Source organism: Mycolicibacterium komossense, assembly GCF_025822605.1.
Taxonomy (GTDB): Bacteria; Actinomycetota; Actinomycetes; order Mycobacteriales; family Mycobacteriaceae; genus Mycobacterium; species Mycobacterium komossense.
On sequence record NZ_JACKTY010000012.1, the window covers coordinates 250,775 to 266,159 of the forward strand.

Here is a 15,385-nt window from a genome sequence, read left to right on the forward strand (position 1 = left end):
CCGAACGGGTGGACTCTTGGTGAGCTACTGCTCAGCTGACTTACACGTCGTAGTAGAGCGCGAACTCGTACGGGTGAGGCCGGATCTGCACAGGCAGGATCTCGTTCTCCCGCTTGTAGGCGATGTAGGTCTCGATGAGGTCCGGCGTGAACACGCCACCCTCGGTGAGGTATTCGTGATCCTCTTCGAGACGATCGATCACCGCGGACAGCGAGGTCGGCGCCTGCGGGATGTTGGCGGCCTCGTCCGGCGGCAACTCATAGAGGTCCTTGTCCACCGGCGACAGCGGCTCGATCTTCTTCTTGATGCCGTCGATGCCGGCCATCAGCATCGCCGCGAACGCCAGATACGGGTTACCCGAGCTGTCCGGGCAGCGGAACTCAAGACGCTTGGCCTTCGGGTTGTTGCCCGTGATCGGGATACGGACACAGGCCGACCGGTTGCGCTGGCTGTAGACCAGGTTGATCGGGGCCTCGTAACCCGGCACCAGACGCTTGTAGGAGTTCGTGGTCGGGTTGGTGAACGCCAGCAGCGACGGCGCGTGGTGCAGGATGCCGCCGATGTAGTGCCGCGCCAGGTCCGAGAGGCCGGCGTAGCCGGACTCGTCGTGGAACAACGGCTTGCCGTCTTTCCACAGCGACTGGTGGGCGTGCATACCCGAACCGTTGTCACCGAACAGCGGCTTGGGCATGAAGGTGACGGTCTTGCCGTTCTTCCATGCCGTGTTCTTGATGATGTATTTGAACAGCAACACATCGTCGGCCGCGTGCAGCAGGGTGTTGAACTTGTAGTTGATCTCGGTCTGCCCGCCGGTACCGACCTCGTGGTGGCCGCGCTCCAAGATGAACCCGGCGTTCTGCAGGTTGGTGGACATCTCGTCGCGCAGGTCGACGTAGTGGTCATACGGTGCGACGGGGAAGTAGCCGCCCTTGGGGCGGACCTTGTAGCCGAGGTTCGGGCCGCCGTCCGCCTCGAACGGTTCGCCGGTGTTCCACCAGCCGGACTCGGAATCCACCTCGTAGGAGGTGCCGTTGATATTCGAGTCGAAGGTGACCGAGTCGAAAATGTAGAACTCGGCCTCGGCGCCGAAGAAACAGGTGTCGGCGATACCGGTGCTCGTCAGGTAGTTCTCGGCCTTGCGGGCGACGTTGCGGGGGTCACGAGAGTAGGCCTCGCGAGTGAAAGGGTCGTGTACGAAGAAGTTGAGATTCAACGTCTTGGCGGCGCGGAACGGATCGATCCGGGCTGTCTCGGGATCCGGCAACAGCATCATGTCGGATTCGTGGATCGACTGGAAACCGCGAACCGACGAACCGTCGAATGCCAGTCCGTCTTCGAACACACTCTCGTCGAAGGCCGAGGCCGGGATCGAGAAGTGCTGGACGACACCCGGCAGATCGCAGAAGCGAATGTCGACGTACTCGACCTTCTCATCCTTGATCTGCTTGATGATGTCGTCGGCGGTCTTTTCTGCCACTGAATGCTCCTTTGCGCACGTGTGTGTCGACCAGGTCTGGGTCACCCGCGGACTGACGCTATGAAGTTCATGTTGCGCGCCAGTCAAACCGATGTTGCGCCAACGTTACGCAATCGGGTTATCCCTATGCTGAGAACATGCCTCGTCCGATCTCGTCCTGGCTCTCCGGCCCCGACTCTGCGGATTCCCAACCACCGTCAGCATTCCCCGGCGAGGCACTGGGGCTGCCCGAATCCGGACCGCGATCGCTGGCCCGCTCCGGCCGTCGCTTCGGCGCCCTGCTGATCGACTGGTTCATCGCCTACGGCCTGTCGGCCCTCGTGATGGAACTCGGCCTGATCTCACCGGCCATGCTCTCCACAGCGGTGCTCGTCGTCTGGCTGCTCATCGGCGCGGTGTCGGTACGGCTGTTCGGCTTCACCCCGGGGCAGCTCGTGCTGGGGCTGGTGGTGATCTCCGTCGAAGGGAAAGCCCACACAGCGGGCGTCGGGTTCGGCCGCGCGGTGGCGCGTGGAGTGCTGCTCGCGCTGGTGATTCCGGCCCTGTTCACCGACGCCGACGGTCGTGGCCTGCAGGACCGTTTCACCTTCACCGCGGTCGTGCGTCGATAGGCGATGGCCGCGTCACACATCGTGGCGGATCTGACCGTTCATCATCGTCATCGTGACCTGGGCGGCATGAATATCGTGCGGATCGATCTCCAGGATGTTCTTGTCCAGGACGATCAGATCGGCCAACTTGCCGACCTCCACCGACCCCACCACGGCGTCGAGCCGGAGCTGGTATGCCGCGCCCATGGTGTTGGCATGAACGGCTTCGGCCACTGACAGTGCCTGGTCGGCCGGGGCGAGGACCTGCGCGCCGGGCTGCCCGATCAACTGCCGGGTGACACCGATCTGGATTGAGTCCAGCGGCTTGTACGTGGAGAAATAGCCCGCCGCCGGCCAGTCGGTACCCAGCGAGATGCGCCCGCCGGATCTCAGCACGTCTTGAGTCCGGTAGAAGAGGTCCTTGCGCGGCGAGCCGTAGCGCGCGGCGAGGTTCTGCACGGTGTCGGGGTCAGCGGAGATCCAGTTGGCAGAGAACTGGGCGATGGCACCGATCTTCCCGAAGCGCGCACTGTCCGGGTCCTGGACGTACACCAGATGTGCGACGGCGTGCCGGCGGTCCCGCGGCGGGTTGGCCGCGATTGCCGCCTCGATGGAGTCGAGCGCCGTGCGCGCGGTGCGTTCACCGCAGGCGTGCACGTGCACGTCGAATCCGGCGGCGTCGACCTCCGTGACGAGCTGGTGCCATTGGGCCTCGGTGAACGGCGATGCGCCGGTTGAGTCGGGTTTGTCGGCGTACGGTTCGAGGAGCCAGGCCGTGTAGCCCTCCTGGGTGCCGTCACCGATGATCTTCACGACGTTGACCTGCACCAGTTCGGTGTTGATCTTGCTGCGGATCTCGGTCAGCTGCTGCACTGCGTCGTCCACGGGCGGTGATTTCACGCTGTAGGACGCGACGATGCGGAAGGGCAGCGCGCCCCGCTTCTCGACGTCGGTGTAAAGCCCGATCAACGCGCTCTGGTCACCCCCGATCGGTGGCACCCCGGCGTCGAAGAGCGAGGTGATACCGGCCGCCGACGCCTTCGGCAACCAGCCTTCCAGCAGCTTCGCCATCGTGTCCGCCGAAATCGGCTCGATGGCATTGACCAAACTGAGGACGGCATCGACTTCCAGCACGTAGCCGGTGGGTTCACCGTTGTGATCGCGTACGTAGTAGCTGAAACCCGGGATGGGGTCTGGGGTGTCTTTTGTGACTCCGGCCATTTCCAGGGCCTTGGAGTTGGCCCACATGCTGTGCCCGTCGATGGCGAAGAAGAAGCCGGGCCGATCGGGTAACACTGTGTCCAGGTCGGCGCGGGAAGGCCCCTCGGGGCCGAACATATCCACCCGCCAGCCGAATCCGCGCACCGGACCGCGCGGATTGTCACTGGCGTACTTCGCGATGGCGGCCAGCGCGTCGGCCCCGGTCGGCACCTGGAGATCGACGCCGGTGCTCAGGAACGAGCCGAGGAACGGGTGGATATGGCCCTCCACGAAGCCCGGCATCAGGAGCTTGCCACCGAGGTCGACGATCCGGGTGTTGGGTCCGGCGAGCGCTAGTGCGCCTGCGTCGTCGCCGACGTAGGTGATGGCCTTGCCCGTGACGGCGACAGCTTCGGCCCACGGGGTGGGACCTGCGACCGTGTAGACGCGGCCGTTGTGGAAGACGAAGTCGGCTGGACCGTCCGGAGTCGATGACCGTTCGCCGCTCTGGGGTGTGGTGCCCGGACCTGTGGAGCACGCACTGGCGGTGGTCGCGGCGATCATCATCGCGGCCGAGGCCCGCAGAAGGGTGCGGCGCGTCGTGCGAACCCCGAATTTCGCGAAATGTGGCGCCCACTCACACGCAGTACACACGGCCCCCCCTTTTTTCCGGTGCGTGCCGGGGTTATTTGCGCCGAACCGAACGCTGCACGCCGCGGACCTTCGCCCCGCTGGGCATCGGACCCTTCGGCATCGCGGCCGGACCGATCTTGGTGCCGAGCGCAGCGAGTCGCGACTCGAGGGAATCCATCTGCTTGACGGTGATGTTGGCCGGCAGCTTGGTCAGATGCCGTTCCAGCTTGGCCAGCGGGACTTCGCCCTCGCCGTTGCCGACGACGATGTCGTAGATCGGTACGTCGCCGATCAGGCGGGCGGTGCGCTTCTTCTCCTGCGCGAGCAGTGGCTTGACCCGGGTGGCCGACCCCTCTGCGACGAAGATCACGCCCGGCCGGCCGATGACGCGGTGCACGGCGTCGAAGTGGCCCGTCGCGGCGACGCCGGGGGTGACCCGCCACTTACCGCGCAGGTTGTCCAGTGCCCAGGCAGCCGCACCGGTCTGGCCCTCGGCCTTGCGGTAGACCGACTTCTGCGCGCGCCTGCCGAAGATGATGAACGCAACCAGGGCGCCGAGCACGACGCCCAGCGGGATGAGCATCACCATCGTGAACCCGCCGATCGCGATACCTGCCGCGACGGCGATGGCGACGATCACGACGAACGCGCCGATCATGTACGGCAGGAGGCGCTTGTCTTCCTTGCGCTGCATCTGGAATGCCTGCCACAGCTGGCTGCGCCGCTGCTTGGAAGCGGCCTTACGGGTCGCCTTCGCCTCGGCCTTGGCGGCTTTGTCAGCCGCCTTCTTCGCGGTGCTGGCCGGGGATTTCCTGGATTGAGCCATAACTAGACAGGATACGGCGGCTCAGCCAGTGGTCGTTGACCGCTGCGCCGCCTGCGCGTACAAGCGGCCGGCGCGATACGACGACCGAACCAGCGGACCGGCCAGCACGCCGGCGAATCCGAGCGCTTTGGCGAAGTCCTCGTGCTCGACGAACTCCTCCGGTTTGACCCAGCGCTCCACCGGGTGGTGACGCAGCGACGGCCGAAGGTACTGGGTGATGGTGACGATGTCGCAGCCCGCATTGTGCAGGTCGGTCAGCGCGGTGCGCACCTCGTCCGGGGTTTCGCCCATGCCCAGGATGAGGTTGGACTTGGTGACCAGACCGAACTCGCGGGCGTCGGTCAGCACGTCGAGGCTGCGCTGGTAGCGGAACGCCGGACGGATCCGCTTGAAGATCCGCGGCACGGTTTCGACGTTGTGTGCCAACACTTCTGGCCGCGACTCGAACACCTCGATGAGTTGCTCGGCGATGCCGTTGAAATCGGGGATCAGCAACTCGACGCCGGTGTTCGGGTTGAGCTGCTTGATGTAGCGCACGGTTTCGGCGTACAGCCAGGCGCCGCCGTCGGGCAGATCGTCGCGGGCGACGCCGGTGACGGTCGAATAGCGCAGGCCCATCGCCTGCACGCTCTCGGCAACCCGGCGTGGCTCGTCGCGATCGAGATCGGCTGGCTTACCGGTGTCGATCTGGCAGAAGTCGCACCGACGGGTGCATTGCTCGCCACCGATCAGGAAGGTGGCCTCACGGTCTTCCCAGCACTCGTAGATATTCGGGCAGCCGGCTTCCTCACACACCGTGTGCAGTCCCTCGCGCTTGACGAGTGCTTTCAGCTCGGTGTACTCGGGACCCATCTTGGCGCGGGTCTTGATCCACGACGGCTTACGTTCGATGGGGGTCTGCGCGTTGCGGACCTCTAGACGCAGCAGTTTTCTTCCCTCGGGGACCACGCTCACGGTGTCGATGCTACGCGTGCGCTGCTGTGTTGGCGGACCGCCAGGTCGCCGTCGAGTGCGTCACACACCGCATCGGCCACCGCTGCCCGGACATCGTCGACATGTACCGGCCGGCCCAATTCCGCTGTCAGCGATGTGACGCCGGCATCGGCGATGCCGCACGGAACGATCGCACCGAAACCAGCCAGATCGCAGTCACAGTTCAGCGCGAACCCGTGCAGCGTGATGGCCCGCGCCACTCTGATGCCGACGGCGCCGATCTTGCGGGCCGGGCGAATCTCGTCCGGCGGCAACCAGACTCCGGAGCGGCCGTCCACCCGGCCGGCGTCGAGACCTAAGGCGGCGCAGACGCTGATCAACGATTCTTCAAGGCGGCGAACGAAATTCACCACGTCGAGTGGCTCGGCCAGACCAACGATCGGGTAGCCGACCAGCTGGCCGGGACCGTGCCAGGTGATCTTGCCGCCGCGATCGGTGTCGATGACGGGGGTTCCGTCGATCGGTCGCTCATGGGCTTCGGTGCGCCGGCCCGCGGTGTACACCGGCGGGTGCTCCAGTAGCAGCAGGGTGTCGGGACCGCCGGCCACTCGGGCGTCGGCGACGTCACGTTGCAGCTGCCAGGCGCTCAGGTAGTCGACGCTACCCAACTGCCGGACATCGACGGGCGCTGCGCTGGACCGGATAGAGCTCACCATGCGACCGTACCGCTCCAGCCCTAGCTCTGGCCCCGGCGTGCGGTTGCGTAGGCCAGCGCCTCGCCGATCGTGTCGTGGTGGCATCTGAACCCGGCCCGCTCCAACGCGGCGGGGATGGCCCGCTGGCCGGTCAGCACACCTTCCTCGGCGAATTCGCCCAGCGCCGCGCGGATCACGAAAGCGGGGATCGGCAGCGGGGTGGGCCGGTTCAGCGCTCGACCGAGCGCGGCGGTGAACTCGGCGTTGGTCACCGGGGCGGGCCCGGTCAGGTTCACCGGGCCGGACAGCTCGCCGTGGAAGATCACGAACAGCAGGGCGCGTACTTCGTCTTCGAGGCTGATCCACGGCATGTACTGACGCCCATTGCCGAGCCGGGCGCCCAGGCCCAACGAGAACAGCGGACGCAGCCGGCTCAGTATCCCGCCCGATGGGGACAGCACCAGCCCTGTCCTGGCCAGCACGACCCGGGCTCCCGCCGCTTCGGCAGGGACGGTCGCGGCTTCCCAGTCGATGCAGAGCCTGGCCAGGAAACCTGCTCCCGCAGGGGTGGTTTCGTCAACAGTCCGATCGCCGGTGTTCCCGTAGAAACCCACCGCACTGGCGTTGACCAGCGTCGGCACCCCGGCCTCGGCCACCGCCGCCGACAGCACCTCGGTGGGCGTGATCCGGCTGTCCCGCAGACTCTGCTTGAACGCTCCCGACCAGCGACTACCGCCGACGCTCACCCCGCACAGGTTGACGACGGCGTCGATGCCGGCCAACCCGGCGGGGTCGAACTCGCCGGTATCGGGGTTCCAATGCAGCTCATCGGCATTCGACGGAGCGCGGCGCACGATGCGCAGCACTCGGTGATCGCTGGCACGCAGCGCCGACACCAAAGCCGAACCGATCAGCCCCGAGGATCCCGCGATGGCAATCGCGGCTGGAGCAGTGGCAGCCACAGGGGCCTGACCTCCTTAAGGGCGGGGGTTACAGCCCCAAGTCGGCCTCGAACGCTCCCTCTTCGAGCCTCCGCTTGATAGTGGTCAGGAAACGGCCGGCGTCGGCGCCGTCGACCAGGCGGTGGTCGTAGGTCAGCGGCAGGTAGCAGACCGACCGGACGCCGATCGACTCGTTTCCGTTCCCGTCGACGACGACCCGCGGACGCTTGACGATGGCCCCGGTACCCAGCATCGCCGCCTGGGGCGGAACCAGGATCGGAGTATCGAACAGGGCACCCTGGCTGCCGATGTTGGTGATGGTGAACGTGCCACCGGACAGCTCGTCGGGCTTGAGGTTGCCGGAGCGGGCGCGGGCCGCGATGTCGGCGATGGCCCTGGCGAGACCACCGAGCGACAGATCGCCGGCGTTGTGCACGACGGGGGAGAGCAGACCCTGTTCGGTGTCGACCGCGAAACCGAGGTGCTCGGCGTCGTAGTAGGTGATCTCCTTGGTGTCCTCGTTGTAGCTGGCGTTCACGTTCGGATGCGCCTTGAGTGCGTCGATCACCGCGACGGCGAAGAACGGCAGGTACGTCAGATTGACGCCCTCGCGCTCCTTGAACGTGGCCTTGGCGCGGGCGCGCAACGCCACGATCTTGGTCAGATCGACCTCGTGGGTCTGCGTCAGCTGCGCGGTCTGCTGCAGCGACTCCCTGGTCTTCTTCGCGGTGATCTGACGGATCCGGTTGGCCTTCTGCGTGGTACCGCGAAGGTGGCTCAACGGGCTCGGTGCCGACGCCGCACCTGCGGCCGGTACCGGAGCGCTCGGCGCAGCGGTGGGCGCGGCCGGGGGAGCCTTCTTGGCCTCTTCCTGCTGGCTGGCCGCGGCGAGCACGTCCTGCTTGCGGATCCGACCGCCGACACCGGTGCCCTTCACCGAGGTCAGGTCAACACCGTTCTCCGTGGCCAGCTTTCGCACCAGCGGGGTGACGTAGGGCCCCGAATCGCTGTCGCCGGATTCCTCGGCTTTGGGTTCTGGTTTCGGTTCTGGTTTCGGTTCCGGCTTGGGTTCTGGTTTCGGCTCCGGTTCCGGTTCCGGTTTCGGCTCCGGCTTGGGTTCGGGCTTGGGTTCCGGTTTCGGTTCGGGCTTGGGGGCCGGTGTGGACTCGGCCGCAGCGCCCTTGGCGCCGATCTTGGCCAGCTCGCCGCCGACGGCGACGGTGTCGTCCTCTTCGGAGGTGATGCTGATCAGCGTGCCCGCCACGGGCGACGGGATCTCGGTATCGACCTTGTCGGTGGAGACCTCGACCAGCGGATCGTCGACCTCCACCGAATCGCCGACCTTCTTCAGCCAGCGGGTCACGGTGCCTTCGGTGACTGATTCGCCGAGTTCGGGCATGACGACCGACGTCGCCTGGCCGCCGTCGGAATCCGATGACTCAGCCGCCGGCTCGGGTTCGGGATCTGGTTCTGGTTCCGGCGCGGCTTCGGGTTCCGCTGCCTCCGGCGCTGGAGAGCCGCTGTCGGAGGAGCCCTCGCCGGCGTCACCGATGACGGCCAGCTCGCCGCCGACCTCGACGGTGTCGTCTTCCTGCGCAACGATCTTGGTCAGCACACCAGCTGCAGGCGACGGAATCTCGGTGTCCACCTTGTCGGTCGACACCTCGAGCAAAGGCTCATCGACTTCGACTGTGTCACCTTCTTGTTTCAGCCACCGAGTGACAGTTCCTTCGGTGACGCTCTCACCGAGTGCTGGCATCTGTACTGAGACGGCCATGTCTTTTGACTCCTCGAAGGTCAGTCCACGGGTCTTCTCTGGCTTACCACAGCGTCGTGTACCGAGTAGCGCACCCAGGTCGAATGTCGGCTGAGCCATCCTTTCACTGATGGTCCCAAGTCACTCACTCAGGGTTGCCCGTGAGCTCTGGCACTATCGAAACAGGGAGACCCGCCCCCGTGAAAGAGGAGCGCAACCGAGTTGGGATTGTTCGACAGGCTCCGGCCCGGTCGTCGTTCGCGCGCTGACGGCCAGGCCGCCGATCTGAAATACCTGCGCGAGTGGACTGCGCAACGCACCGGTGTCGAGGCTTTTATCGAGCCCAAGACCACTGTCACCGAGCTCACCGTCGTCCTCGTCGCCAGCGATGGCGAGTGGACGCGTCGTCGCGTCGGCGGAGAAGCCGGGGCGCGCCGACTGTCCGGTGTCCTACAGACCCCCGTCTATGACGTTCAGAAAGTCGGTTATCCGCAGCGGATGCGCGACTTCGACGCCCGCCGTCGGATCGAGCGCCGCAGGGAGCTGCGCGAGGAGCTCGAAGAAGGCTAGGGTCGAACCAGTTCGATACCGGCGGTATGAGTTACTTTTCGTAACGGTAACTGGGACAGGGAGGTCCAGATGGTGGCGGTGCGATACGTCGACAGCAGCGAGGGTGTGCGGATCGCCACCTACGAAGAGGGCGTTCCCGACGGCCCCACTCTGGTGCTTACCCACGGCTGGCCGGATTCGCACGCGCTGTGGGACGGCGTCGTGCCTCTGCTCGCCGACCGATTCCGCATCATCCGTTACGACAACCGCGGCGTCGGCGCATCCACGGTGCCCAAGCCGGTCCGCAGCTACACGATGGAGCGTTTCGCCGACGACTTCGCGGCCGTCATCACCGAGTTGAGCCCCGGCGTCCCGGTGCACGTGCTCGGCCACGACTGGGGGTCGGTCGCCGTCTGGGAATACCTGAGCCGGCCGGAGGCGTCCGATCACGTCGCGTCCTTCACCGCGGTTTCGGGCCCGAGTACCGATCACTACGCCGCGTTCATCAGGACCCGGCTGGCGCAGCCGTACCGGCCGATCCGCTTCGCCAGGGCACTCGCGCTGGCGGCCCGCATGAGTTACTGGATTCCGTTCTCGGTGCCGGTGCTCATGCCCGCGGCGATGCGCGCCGGATTCGCCCGGCGGATCCAAGCCATCGACACACCGCACTCAGCCAACGGCGGACCGTATCGCGGTGAGAACTTCGACGCCGACGCGGCGAACTCGCTGAAGATCTACCGTGCCAACGCCATTGGCTCGATCACCCGGGTGCGACGCGACCACTACGTCTCGGTGCCGGTACAGGTGATCTGCGCGGACCGGGATCCGGTGGTCCGTGGGTATGCCTTCGGCGACGAAAGCCGCTGGGTGTCGAGGCTGTGGCGCCGCGATATCAATTCCGGGCACTGGATGCCGATGTCGCACCCGCAGGTGCTCGCCCAATCTGTGACCGAGCTCGTCGAGCACCTCGAGGGCGCTCCGGCGGCGCGCGCACTCCTGCGTGCCCAGGTCGGCCGGCCGCGCGAATCCTTCGGCGACACCTTGGTTTCGGTGACAGGGGCCGGCAGCGGCATCGGGCGCGAGACCGCACTCGCCTTCGCTCGCGAGGGTGCTGAGCTGATCGTCAGCGATATCGACGAGGCCGGTGTCAAGGAGACTGCGGCGCAGATCGCCGCCCGCGGTGGCATCGCCCATGCTTACACCCTTGATGTCGCCGACGCCGAGGCAGTAGAGCGGTTCGCGGACGAGATCTGCGCGGAACACGGCGTGCCCGATGTCGTGGTCAACAATGCCGGCGTCGGCCAGGCCGGCCGGTTCCTGGACACCCCGCCCGAGCAGTGGGATCGGGTGCTGGACATCAATCTGGGTGGAGTTGTCAACGGCTGCAGGGCTTTTGCGCGCCGACTCGTCGAGCGTGGCACCGGCGGCCACATCGTCAACGTGTCGTCGATGGCGGCCTACGCCCCGCTGCACTCGATGAATGCGTACTGCACCTCCAAAGCGGCGGTCTATATGTTCTCCGACTGTCTGCGCGCCGAACTCGACGCTGCCGGTGTGGGTTTGACGACCATCTGCCCAGGGGTCATCGACACCAATATCGTCCACACCACCCGGTTCGACGCCCCGCCGGAGAAGGCGAAAAAACTCGCCACCCGACGGGCCCAGGCCGAGAAGCTGTTCGCCCTGCGGCGCTACGGCCCCGACAAGGTGGCCGAGGCGATCGTGTCATCGGTCAAGCGAAACACCGCGATCAGGCCTGTCGCGCCCGAAGCGCACGTCCTCTACGGGGTGTCCCGGGTGCTGCCGCAGGTGCTGCGCAGTACCGCCAGGGGCGGCGGGCTGTAATCGCTCGCAAGCCGTCATCACGTGATGACGGCTTGCGCCCGGACACCCTGGCCCGTCCCGGCGGATTTCTGTCCGTTCTGCGCAACCGGTTCGCGGCTAAACCCCTTCGCGGCTAACCCTTTTCGGCTAGCCTTTTTCCACGATGTCTTCCAGCACCGCGAACATCGTCCGCGCCGGTACCCCGGTACCGCCCTTGCCGGTGTATCCCCACGGGCCGCCGGTGTTGTATGCCGGGCCGGCAACGTCGATATGCGCCCATTGCACGCCCTCGGCGACGAACTCGCGCAGATAGACGCCGGCGACCAGCATGCCGGCGAACCGCTGTCCGCTGATATTGGCCAGATCGGCGACGTTCGACTTCAAATCATCCTTGAGGTCGTCGGGCAGTGGCATCGGCCAGCCGTTCTCGCCCACGTCCTGCGAGATGGACGCGACGCGATCACGGAACTCGTCGCTGCCCATCACCCCGGGGATCCGCGCGCCGAGCGCCACCGTCTGGGCGCCGGTCAGGGTCGAGGTCTCCATCAGATAGTCCGGCTTGTCCTCGCACGCCCGCACGATGGCGTCGGCCAGGATCAACCGGCCCTCGGCGTCGGTGTTGAGCACCTCGACTGTGGTGCCGCCGTACTGGGTCAGCACGTCACCCGGCCGCTGAGCCGTCGAGGACGGCATGTTCTCGGCCATCGGAACCGTGGCGATGACGTCGATCGGCAGGCCCAGCCGCGCGGCGAGGGCGACCGTCGCGATGACCGCGGCCGCACCGCCCATATCGGAGGTCATGTGGTGCATCGACGCGGAGGGCTTGATGGAGATGCCGCCGGTGTCGAACGTGATGCCCTTACCGACCAGCGCCACCCGCTTGGCCTTCTTGGGGTTCTTGGCCAGCACCGACCCGCGGTGGGTCAACCGGACCAGCCGCGGGGGTCGCGACGAGCCCTTGCCTACCCCGACGACACCGCCGTAGCCGTTCTTCTCCAACGCCTTCTCGTCGAGCACCTCGACCTCCAGGCCGGCGGCCTCGCCGAAAGCCTTGGCACGCTTGGCGAATTCGGCCGGAAAGAGATGGCTCGGCGGCGTGTTCACGAAATCGCGGGCGGTGGCCACGGCGGTAGCGGTGGCGGTGGCGCGCTCGGCGAGAGCCTTCGCTCCCTTTGCGGTGGACAGCACCGTGATCTTGCTCAGGCCCTTGTCGGTCGGGGCCGTCTTCTTGCTCTTGAAGTCGTTGAACCGGTAGGCGCCGAGGATGAGGCCTTCGATGGTCGCAGCGAGATCGAGCTCAGAGAGCGTGGTGATGACCGTCTCGGTACCCGACAACGACCGCGCGGCGACACCGGCCGCGCGTCGCACAACGTCGGCGGGATACTCGTCGCGCGCCTTGCCGAGCCCGACCGCCAGCACGCTGCCCACCCGCAACGACGGGACCACCAGGCGGGTCAGTTGTTCGGCGCCCCCCTTGGCGCCCAGCGCGGTCAGCGCGATCTCGATTTCCCCGATCGTCTCCGCGTCCAGGAACGGACCCGGCACGACGCTGACGGTGGCCTTGGCGTTGTCATCGTCGGAGCCGCTGATCACCGGGACGATCAGGACGGCCGATCCGGCGCCGCGTTTTGGCAGCGACGTGGCGACGGTGACGGCGGGGGACTGGTAACCAGGTTCGGTGCTCACGCTGATCACCCTATCTAGCGCGCACTAAGGTGGTTGGTCGTGACTGACAACCTGTTGCAGGGACCACTCGAGGAGCAACACCGCGCGTTGGGCGCCAGCTTCGCCGAATTCGGCGGTTGGCTGATGCCGGTGTCCTATGCCGGCACCGTGGCCGAGCACACCGCCACCCGCAACGCTGTCGGTCTGTTCGACGTCAGTCACCTCGGTAAAGCGTTGGTCCGCGGCCCGGGCGCCGCGGAGTTCGTCAATGCCACACTGACAAACGACCTCAACCGCATCGGTGCGGGGAAAGCGCAGTACACCTTGTGCTGCACCGAAACTGGCGGCGTTGTGGACGACCTGATCGCCTACTACGTCTCCGACGACGAGATCTTCCTGGTCCCCAACGCGGCCAACACCGCGGCGGTCGTGGCCGCCATGCGCGCTGTCGCCCCCGAAGGCCTGACCGTCACCGACGAGCACCGCTCGTACGCGGTGCTCGCAGTGCAGGGCCCGAAGTCATCCGCGGTACTGGCCGCGCTCGGCCTGCCCGTCGAGATGGACTACATGGAGTACGCCGACGCCGAGTACGCCGGTGTGCCGGTCCGCGTCTGCCGCACCGGTTACACCGGTGAACACGGCTACGAATTGCTGCCGCCGTGGGATTCCGCGCCGGTGGTCTTCGACGCACTGGTTACCGCGGTCAAAGAGGCCGGCGGCGAGCTCGCCGGGCTGGGCGCGCGCGATACGCTGCGCACCGAGATGGGGTATCCGCTACACGGCCACGAGCTGTCGCTGGACATCTCGCCGCTGCAGGCGCGCACCGGTTGGGCGATCGGCTGGAAGAAAGACGCGTTCTGGGGCCGCGATGCGCTGCTCGCCGAGAAGGCGGCCGGGCCGCGCCGACTGCTGCGCGGACTGCGGGTGATCGGCCGCGGTGTGCTGCGCCCGGATCTGACCGTGCTGGCCGGCGGCAAAACCGTCGGCGTGACCACGTCGGGAACGTTCTCTCCGACACTGAAAGTCGGCATCGCCCTGGCGCTCATCGACGCCGGGGCCGACATCGCGGACGGCCAAACGGTGACGGTCGACGTGCGCGGTCGTTCAGTGGAATGTGAAGTGGTCAAGCCGCCGTTCGTGGAGGCGAAAACCCGCTAGCGCCCCAGTTATACAATCGACGCATGACCAACGGCCACCTCGAGTTCACGCTTGCCCGCACCACGACACCGGCAAGTGACGAGGTACGTGCGCAGATCCTCGGCGATCCGGGTTTCGGCCGGTTCCACACCGACCACATGGTCTCTATCGACTACACCGAGGGCCGCGGCTGGCATGACGCCAAGGTGCTGCCTTACGGCCCGATCGAACTGGACCCGTCGGCGGTGGTGTTGCATTACGCGCAGGAGGTCTTCGAAGGTCTGAAGGCCTACCGGTGGGCCGACGGATCTGTGGTGTCGTTCCGCCCTGAGGCCAACGCGGCTCGGCTCCGGACGTCGGCGCATCGGCTGGCGATGCCGGAACTGCCCGAAGAGGTCTTCATCGAATCGCTGCGGCAGTTGATCGCCGTCGATTCGCAGTGGGTGCCGCCGGCAGGTGGTGAGGCGTCGCTGTATCTGCGGCCTTTCCTCATCGCCACCGAGCCGGGACTGGGTGTTCGGCCGGCCACCGAGTATCGCTACCTGGTGATCGGTTCACCGGCCGGGGCCTATTTCAAGGGCGGTATCAAACCGGTCAGCGTCTGGCTGTCCACCGAGTACGTCCGCGCCAGCCCCGGTGGTACGGGTGCGGCGAAGACCGGTGGCAACTACGCCGCATCGCTGCTGGCCCAGGCCCAGGCCGCCGAACACGGCTGCGATCAGGTGGTGTGGCTCGATGCGATCGAACGGCGCTACATCGAGGAGATGGGCGGCATGAACCTGTTCTTCGTGTTCGGCAGCGGCGGCACCGCCCGGCTGGTCACTCCGGAGCTGAACGGTTCGCTGCTGCCGGGCATCACCCGGGATTCTCTGCTGCAGTTGGCAACCGACGCGGGCTACTCGGTCGAGGAACGCAAGATCGATATCGAGGAACTGCGCAAGGGAGTGGCTGCGGGCGAGATCACCGAGGTGTTCGCCTGCGGCACCGCGGCGGTCATCACCCCGGTATCGGTGGTCAAGTACGGCGACGGCGAGTACACGATTGCCGACGGAGAACCCGGCGAGGTCACAATGGCACTGCGCGACACGCTCACCGGTATCCAGCGCGGCACCTTCGCCGACACGCACGGCTGGATGGCCCGGCTCAGCTAGAGCTGAGC

Annotated in this window: 13 protein-coding genes; 5 read left to right on the forward strand and 8 right to left on the reverse strand. The window is 66.4% G+C overall.

Going from position 1 to position 15,385, the window contains the following annotated elements; genetic code table 11:
• Positions 1-40: 40 nt before the first annotated feature.
• Complete coding sequence (gene glnA, locus H7J73_RS03150; RefSeq protein ID WP_264065776.1) at positions 41-1,477, reverse strand: type I glutamate--ammonia ligase; 1,437 nt, start codon at positions 1,475-1,477, stop codon at positions 41-43.
• A 137-nt stretch (positions 1,478-1,614) separates the two neighbouring features.
• On the opposite strand from glnA, the gene H7J73_RS03155 reads away from it, so the two are divergent.
• A complete protein-coding gene (locus tag H7J73_RS03155) occupies positions 1,615-2,088 on the forward strand; it encodes an RDD family protein (protein ID WP_264065777.1) in 474 nt (157 codons plus the stop codon).
• Positions 2,089-2,100: 12 nt separating this feature from the next.
• On the opposite strand, the gene H7J73_RS03160 is transcribed toward H7J73_RS03155, so the two are convergent.
• The 6 genes from H7J73_RS03160 to sucB are packed head-to-tail and all read right to left on the reverse strand — an operon-like array spanning position 2,101 to position 9,072.
• Positions 2,101-3,921: an amidohydrolase gene (locus H7J73_RS03160; RefSeq protein WP_264065779.1), complete on the reverse strand. Its 1,821-nt coding sequence runs from the start codon at positions 3,919-3,921 to the stop codon at positions 2,101-2,103.
• Positions 3,922-3,952: 31 nt separating this feature from the next.
• Positions 3,953-4,726 carry a DUF4191 domain-containing protein gene (locus H7J73_RS03165; RefSeq protein ID WP_264065780.1) on the reverse strand — a complete coding sequence of 258 codons (774 nt, stop codon included), beginning with the start codon at positions 4,724-4,726 and terminating at the stop codon, positions 3,953-3,955.
• A 21-nt stretch (positions 4,727-4,747) separates the two neighbouring features.
• Entirely contained in the window at positions 4,748-5,680 is a 933-nt protein-coding gene (lipA, locus tag H7J73_RS03170; protein ID WP_264065781.1) for a lipoyl synthase, read from the reverse strand.
• On the reverse strand, positions 5,677-6,375 hold the full coding sequence (lipB, locus tag H7J73_RS03175) for a lipoyl(octanoyl) transferase LipB (RefSeq protein ID WP_264065782.1): 699 nt from the start codon (positions 6,373-6,375) through the stop codon (positions 5,677-5,679). The genes lipA and lipB overlap by 4 nt, the downstream gene beginning before the upstream one ends.
• A 20-nt stretch (positions 6,376-6,395) precedes the next feature.
• Entirely contained in the window at positions 6,396-7,316 is a 921-nt protein-coding gene (locus H7J73_RS03180; RefSeq protein ID WP_264065783.1) for a TIGR01777 family oxidoreductase, read from the reverse strand.
• A gap of 28 nt (positions 7,317-7,344) precedes the next feature.
• Positions 7,345-9,072, reverse strand: coding sequence for a 2-oxoglutarate dehydrogenase, E2 component, dihydrolipoamide succinyltransferase (gene sucB, locus H7J73_RS03185; RefSeq protein ID WP_264065784.1), 1,728 nt, complete (start codon positions 9,070-9,072; stop codon positions 7,345-7,347).
• A gap of 201 nt (positions 9,073-9,273) precedes the next feature.
• On the opposite strand from sucB, the gene H7J73_RS03190 reads away from it, so the two are divergent.
• Positions 9,274-9,621: an oxidoreductase gene (locus tag H7J73_RS03190; protein ID WP_264065785.1), complete on the forward strand. Its 348-nt coding sequence runs from the start codon at positions 9,274-9,276 to the stop codon at positions 9,619-9,621.
• Positions 9,622-9,690: 69 nt separating this feature from the next.
• Positions 9,691-11,445 carry an SDR family oxidoreductase gene (locus H7J73_RS03195; RefSeq protein ID WP_264065787.1) on the forward strand — a complete coding sequence of 585 codons (1,755 nt, stop codon included), beginning with the start codon at positions 9,691-9,693 and terminating at the stop codon, positions 11,443-11,445.
• Positions 11,446-11,571: 126 nt separating this feature from the next.
• Here the strand turns inward: H7J73_RS03195 and H7J73_RS03200 are convergent, their stop codons facing one another.
• On the reverse strand, positions 11,572-13,110 hold the full coding sequence (locus H7J73_RS03200) for a leucyl aminopeptidase (RefSeq protein ID WP_264065789.1): 1,539 nt from the start codon (positions 13,108-13,110) through the stop codon (positions 11,572-11,574).
• 39 nt (positions 13,111-13,149) lie between these two features.
• Here H7J73_RS03200 and gcvT point away from each other — a divergent pair, with 39 nt between their 5' ends.
• Both gcvT and H7J73_RS03210 read left to right on the forward strand, forming a co-directional pair.
• Positions 13,150-14,247, forward strand: coding sequence for a glycine cleavage system aminomethyltransferase GcvT (gene gcvT, locus H7J73_RS03205; protein ID WP_264065790.1), 1,098 nt, complete (start codon positions 13,150-13,152; stop codon positions 14,245-14,247).
• 23 nt (positions 14,248-14,270) lie between these two features.
• Positions 14,271-15,377, forward strand: coding sequence for a branched-chain amino acid aminotransferase (locus H7J73_RS03210; RefSeq protein WP_264065791.1), 1,107 nt, complete (start codon positions 14,271-14,273; stop codon positions 15,375-15,377).
• Positions 15,378-15,385 lie beyond the last annotated feature (8 nt).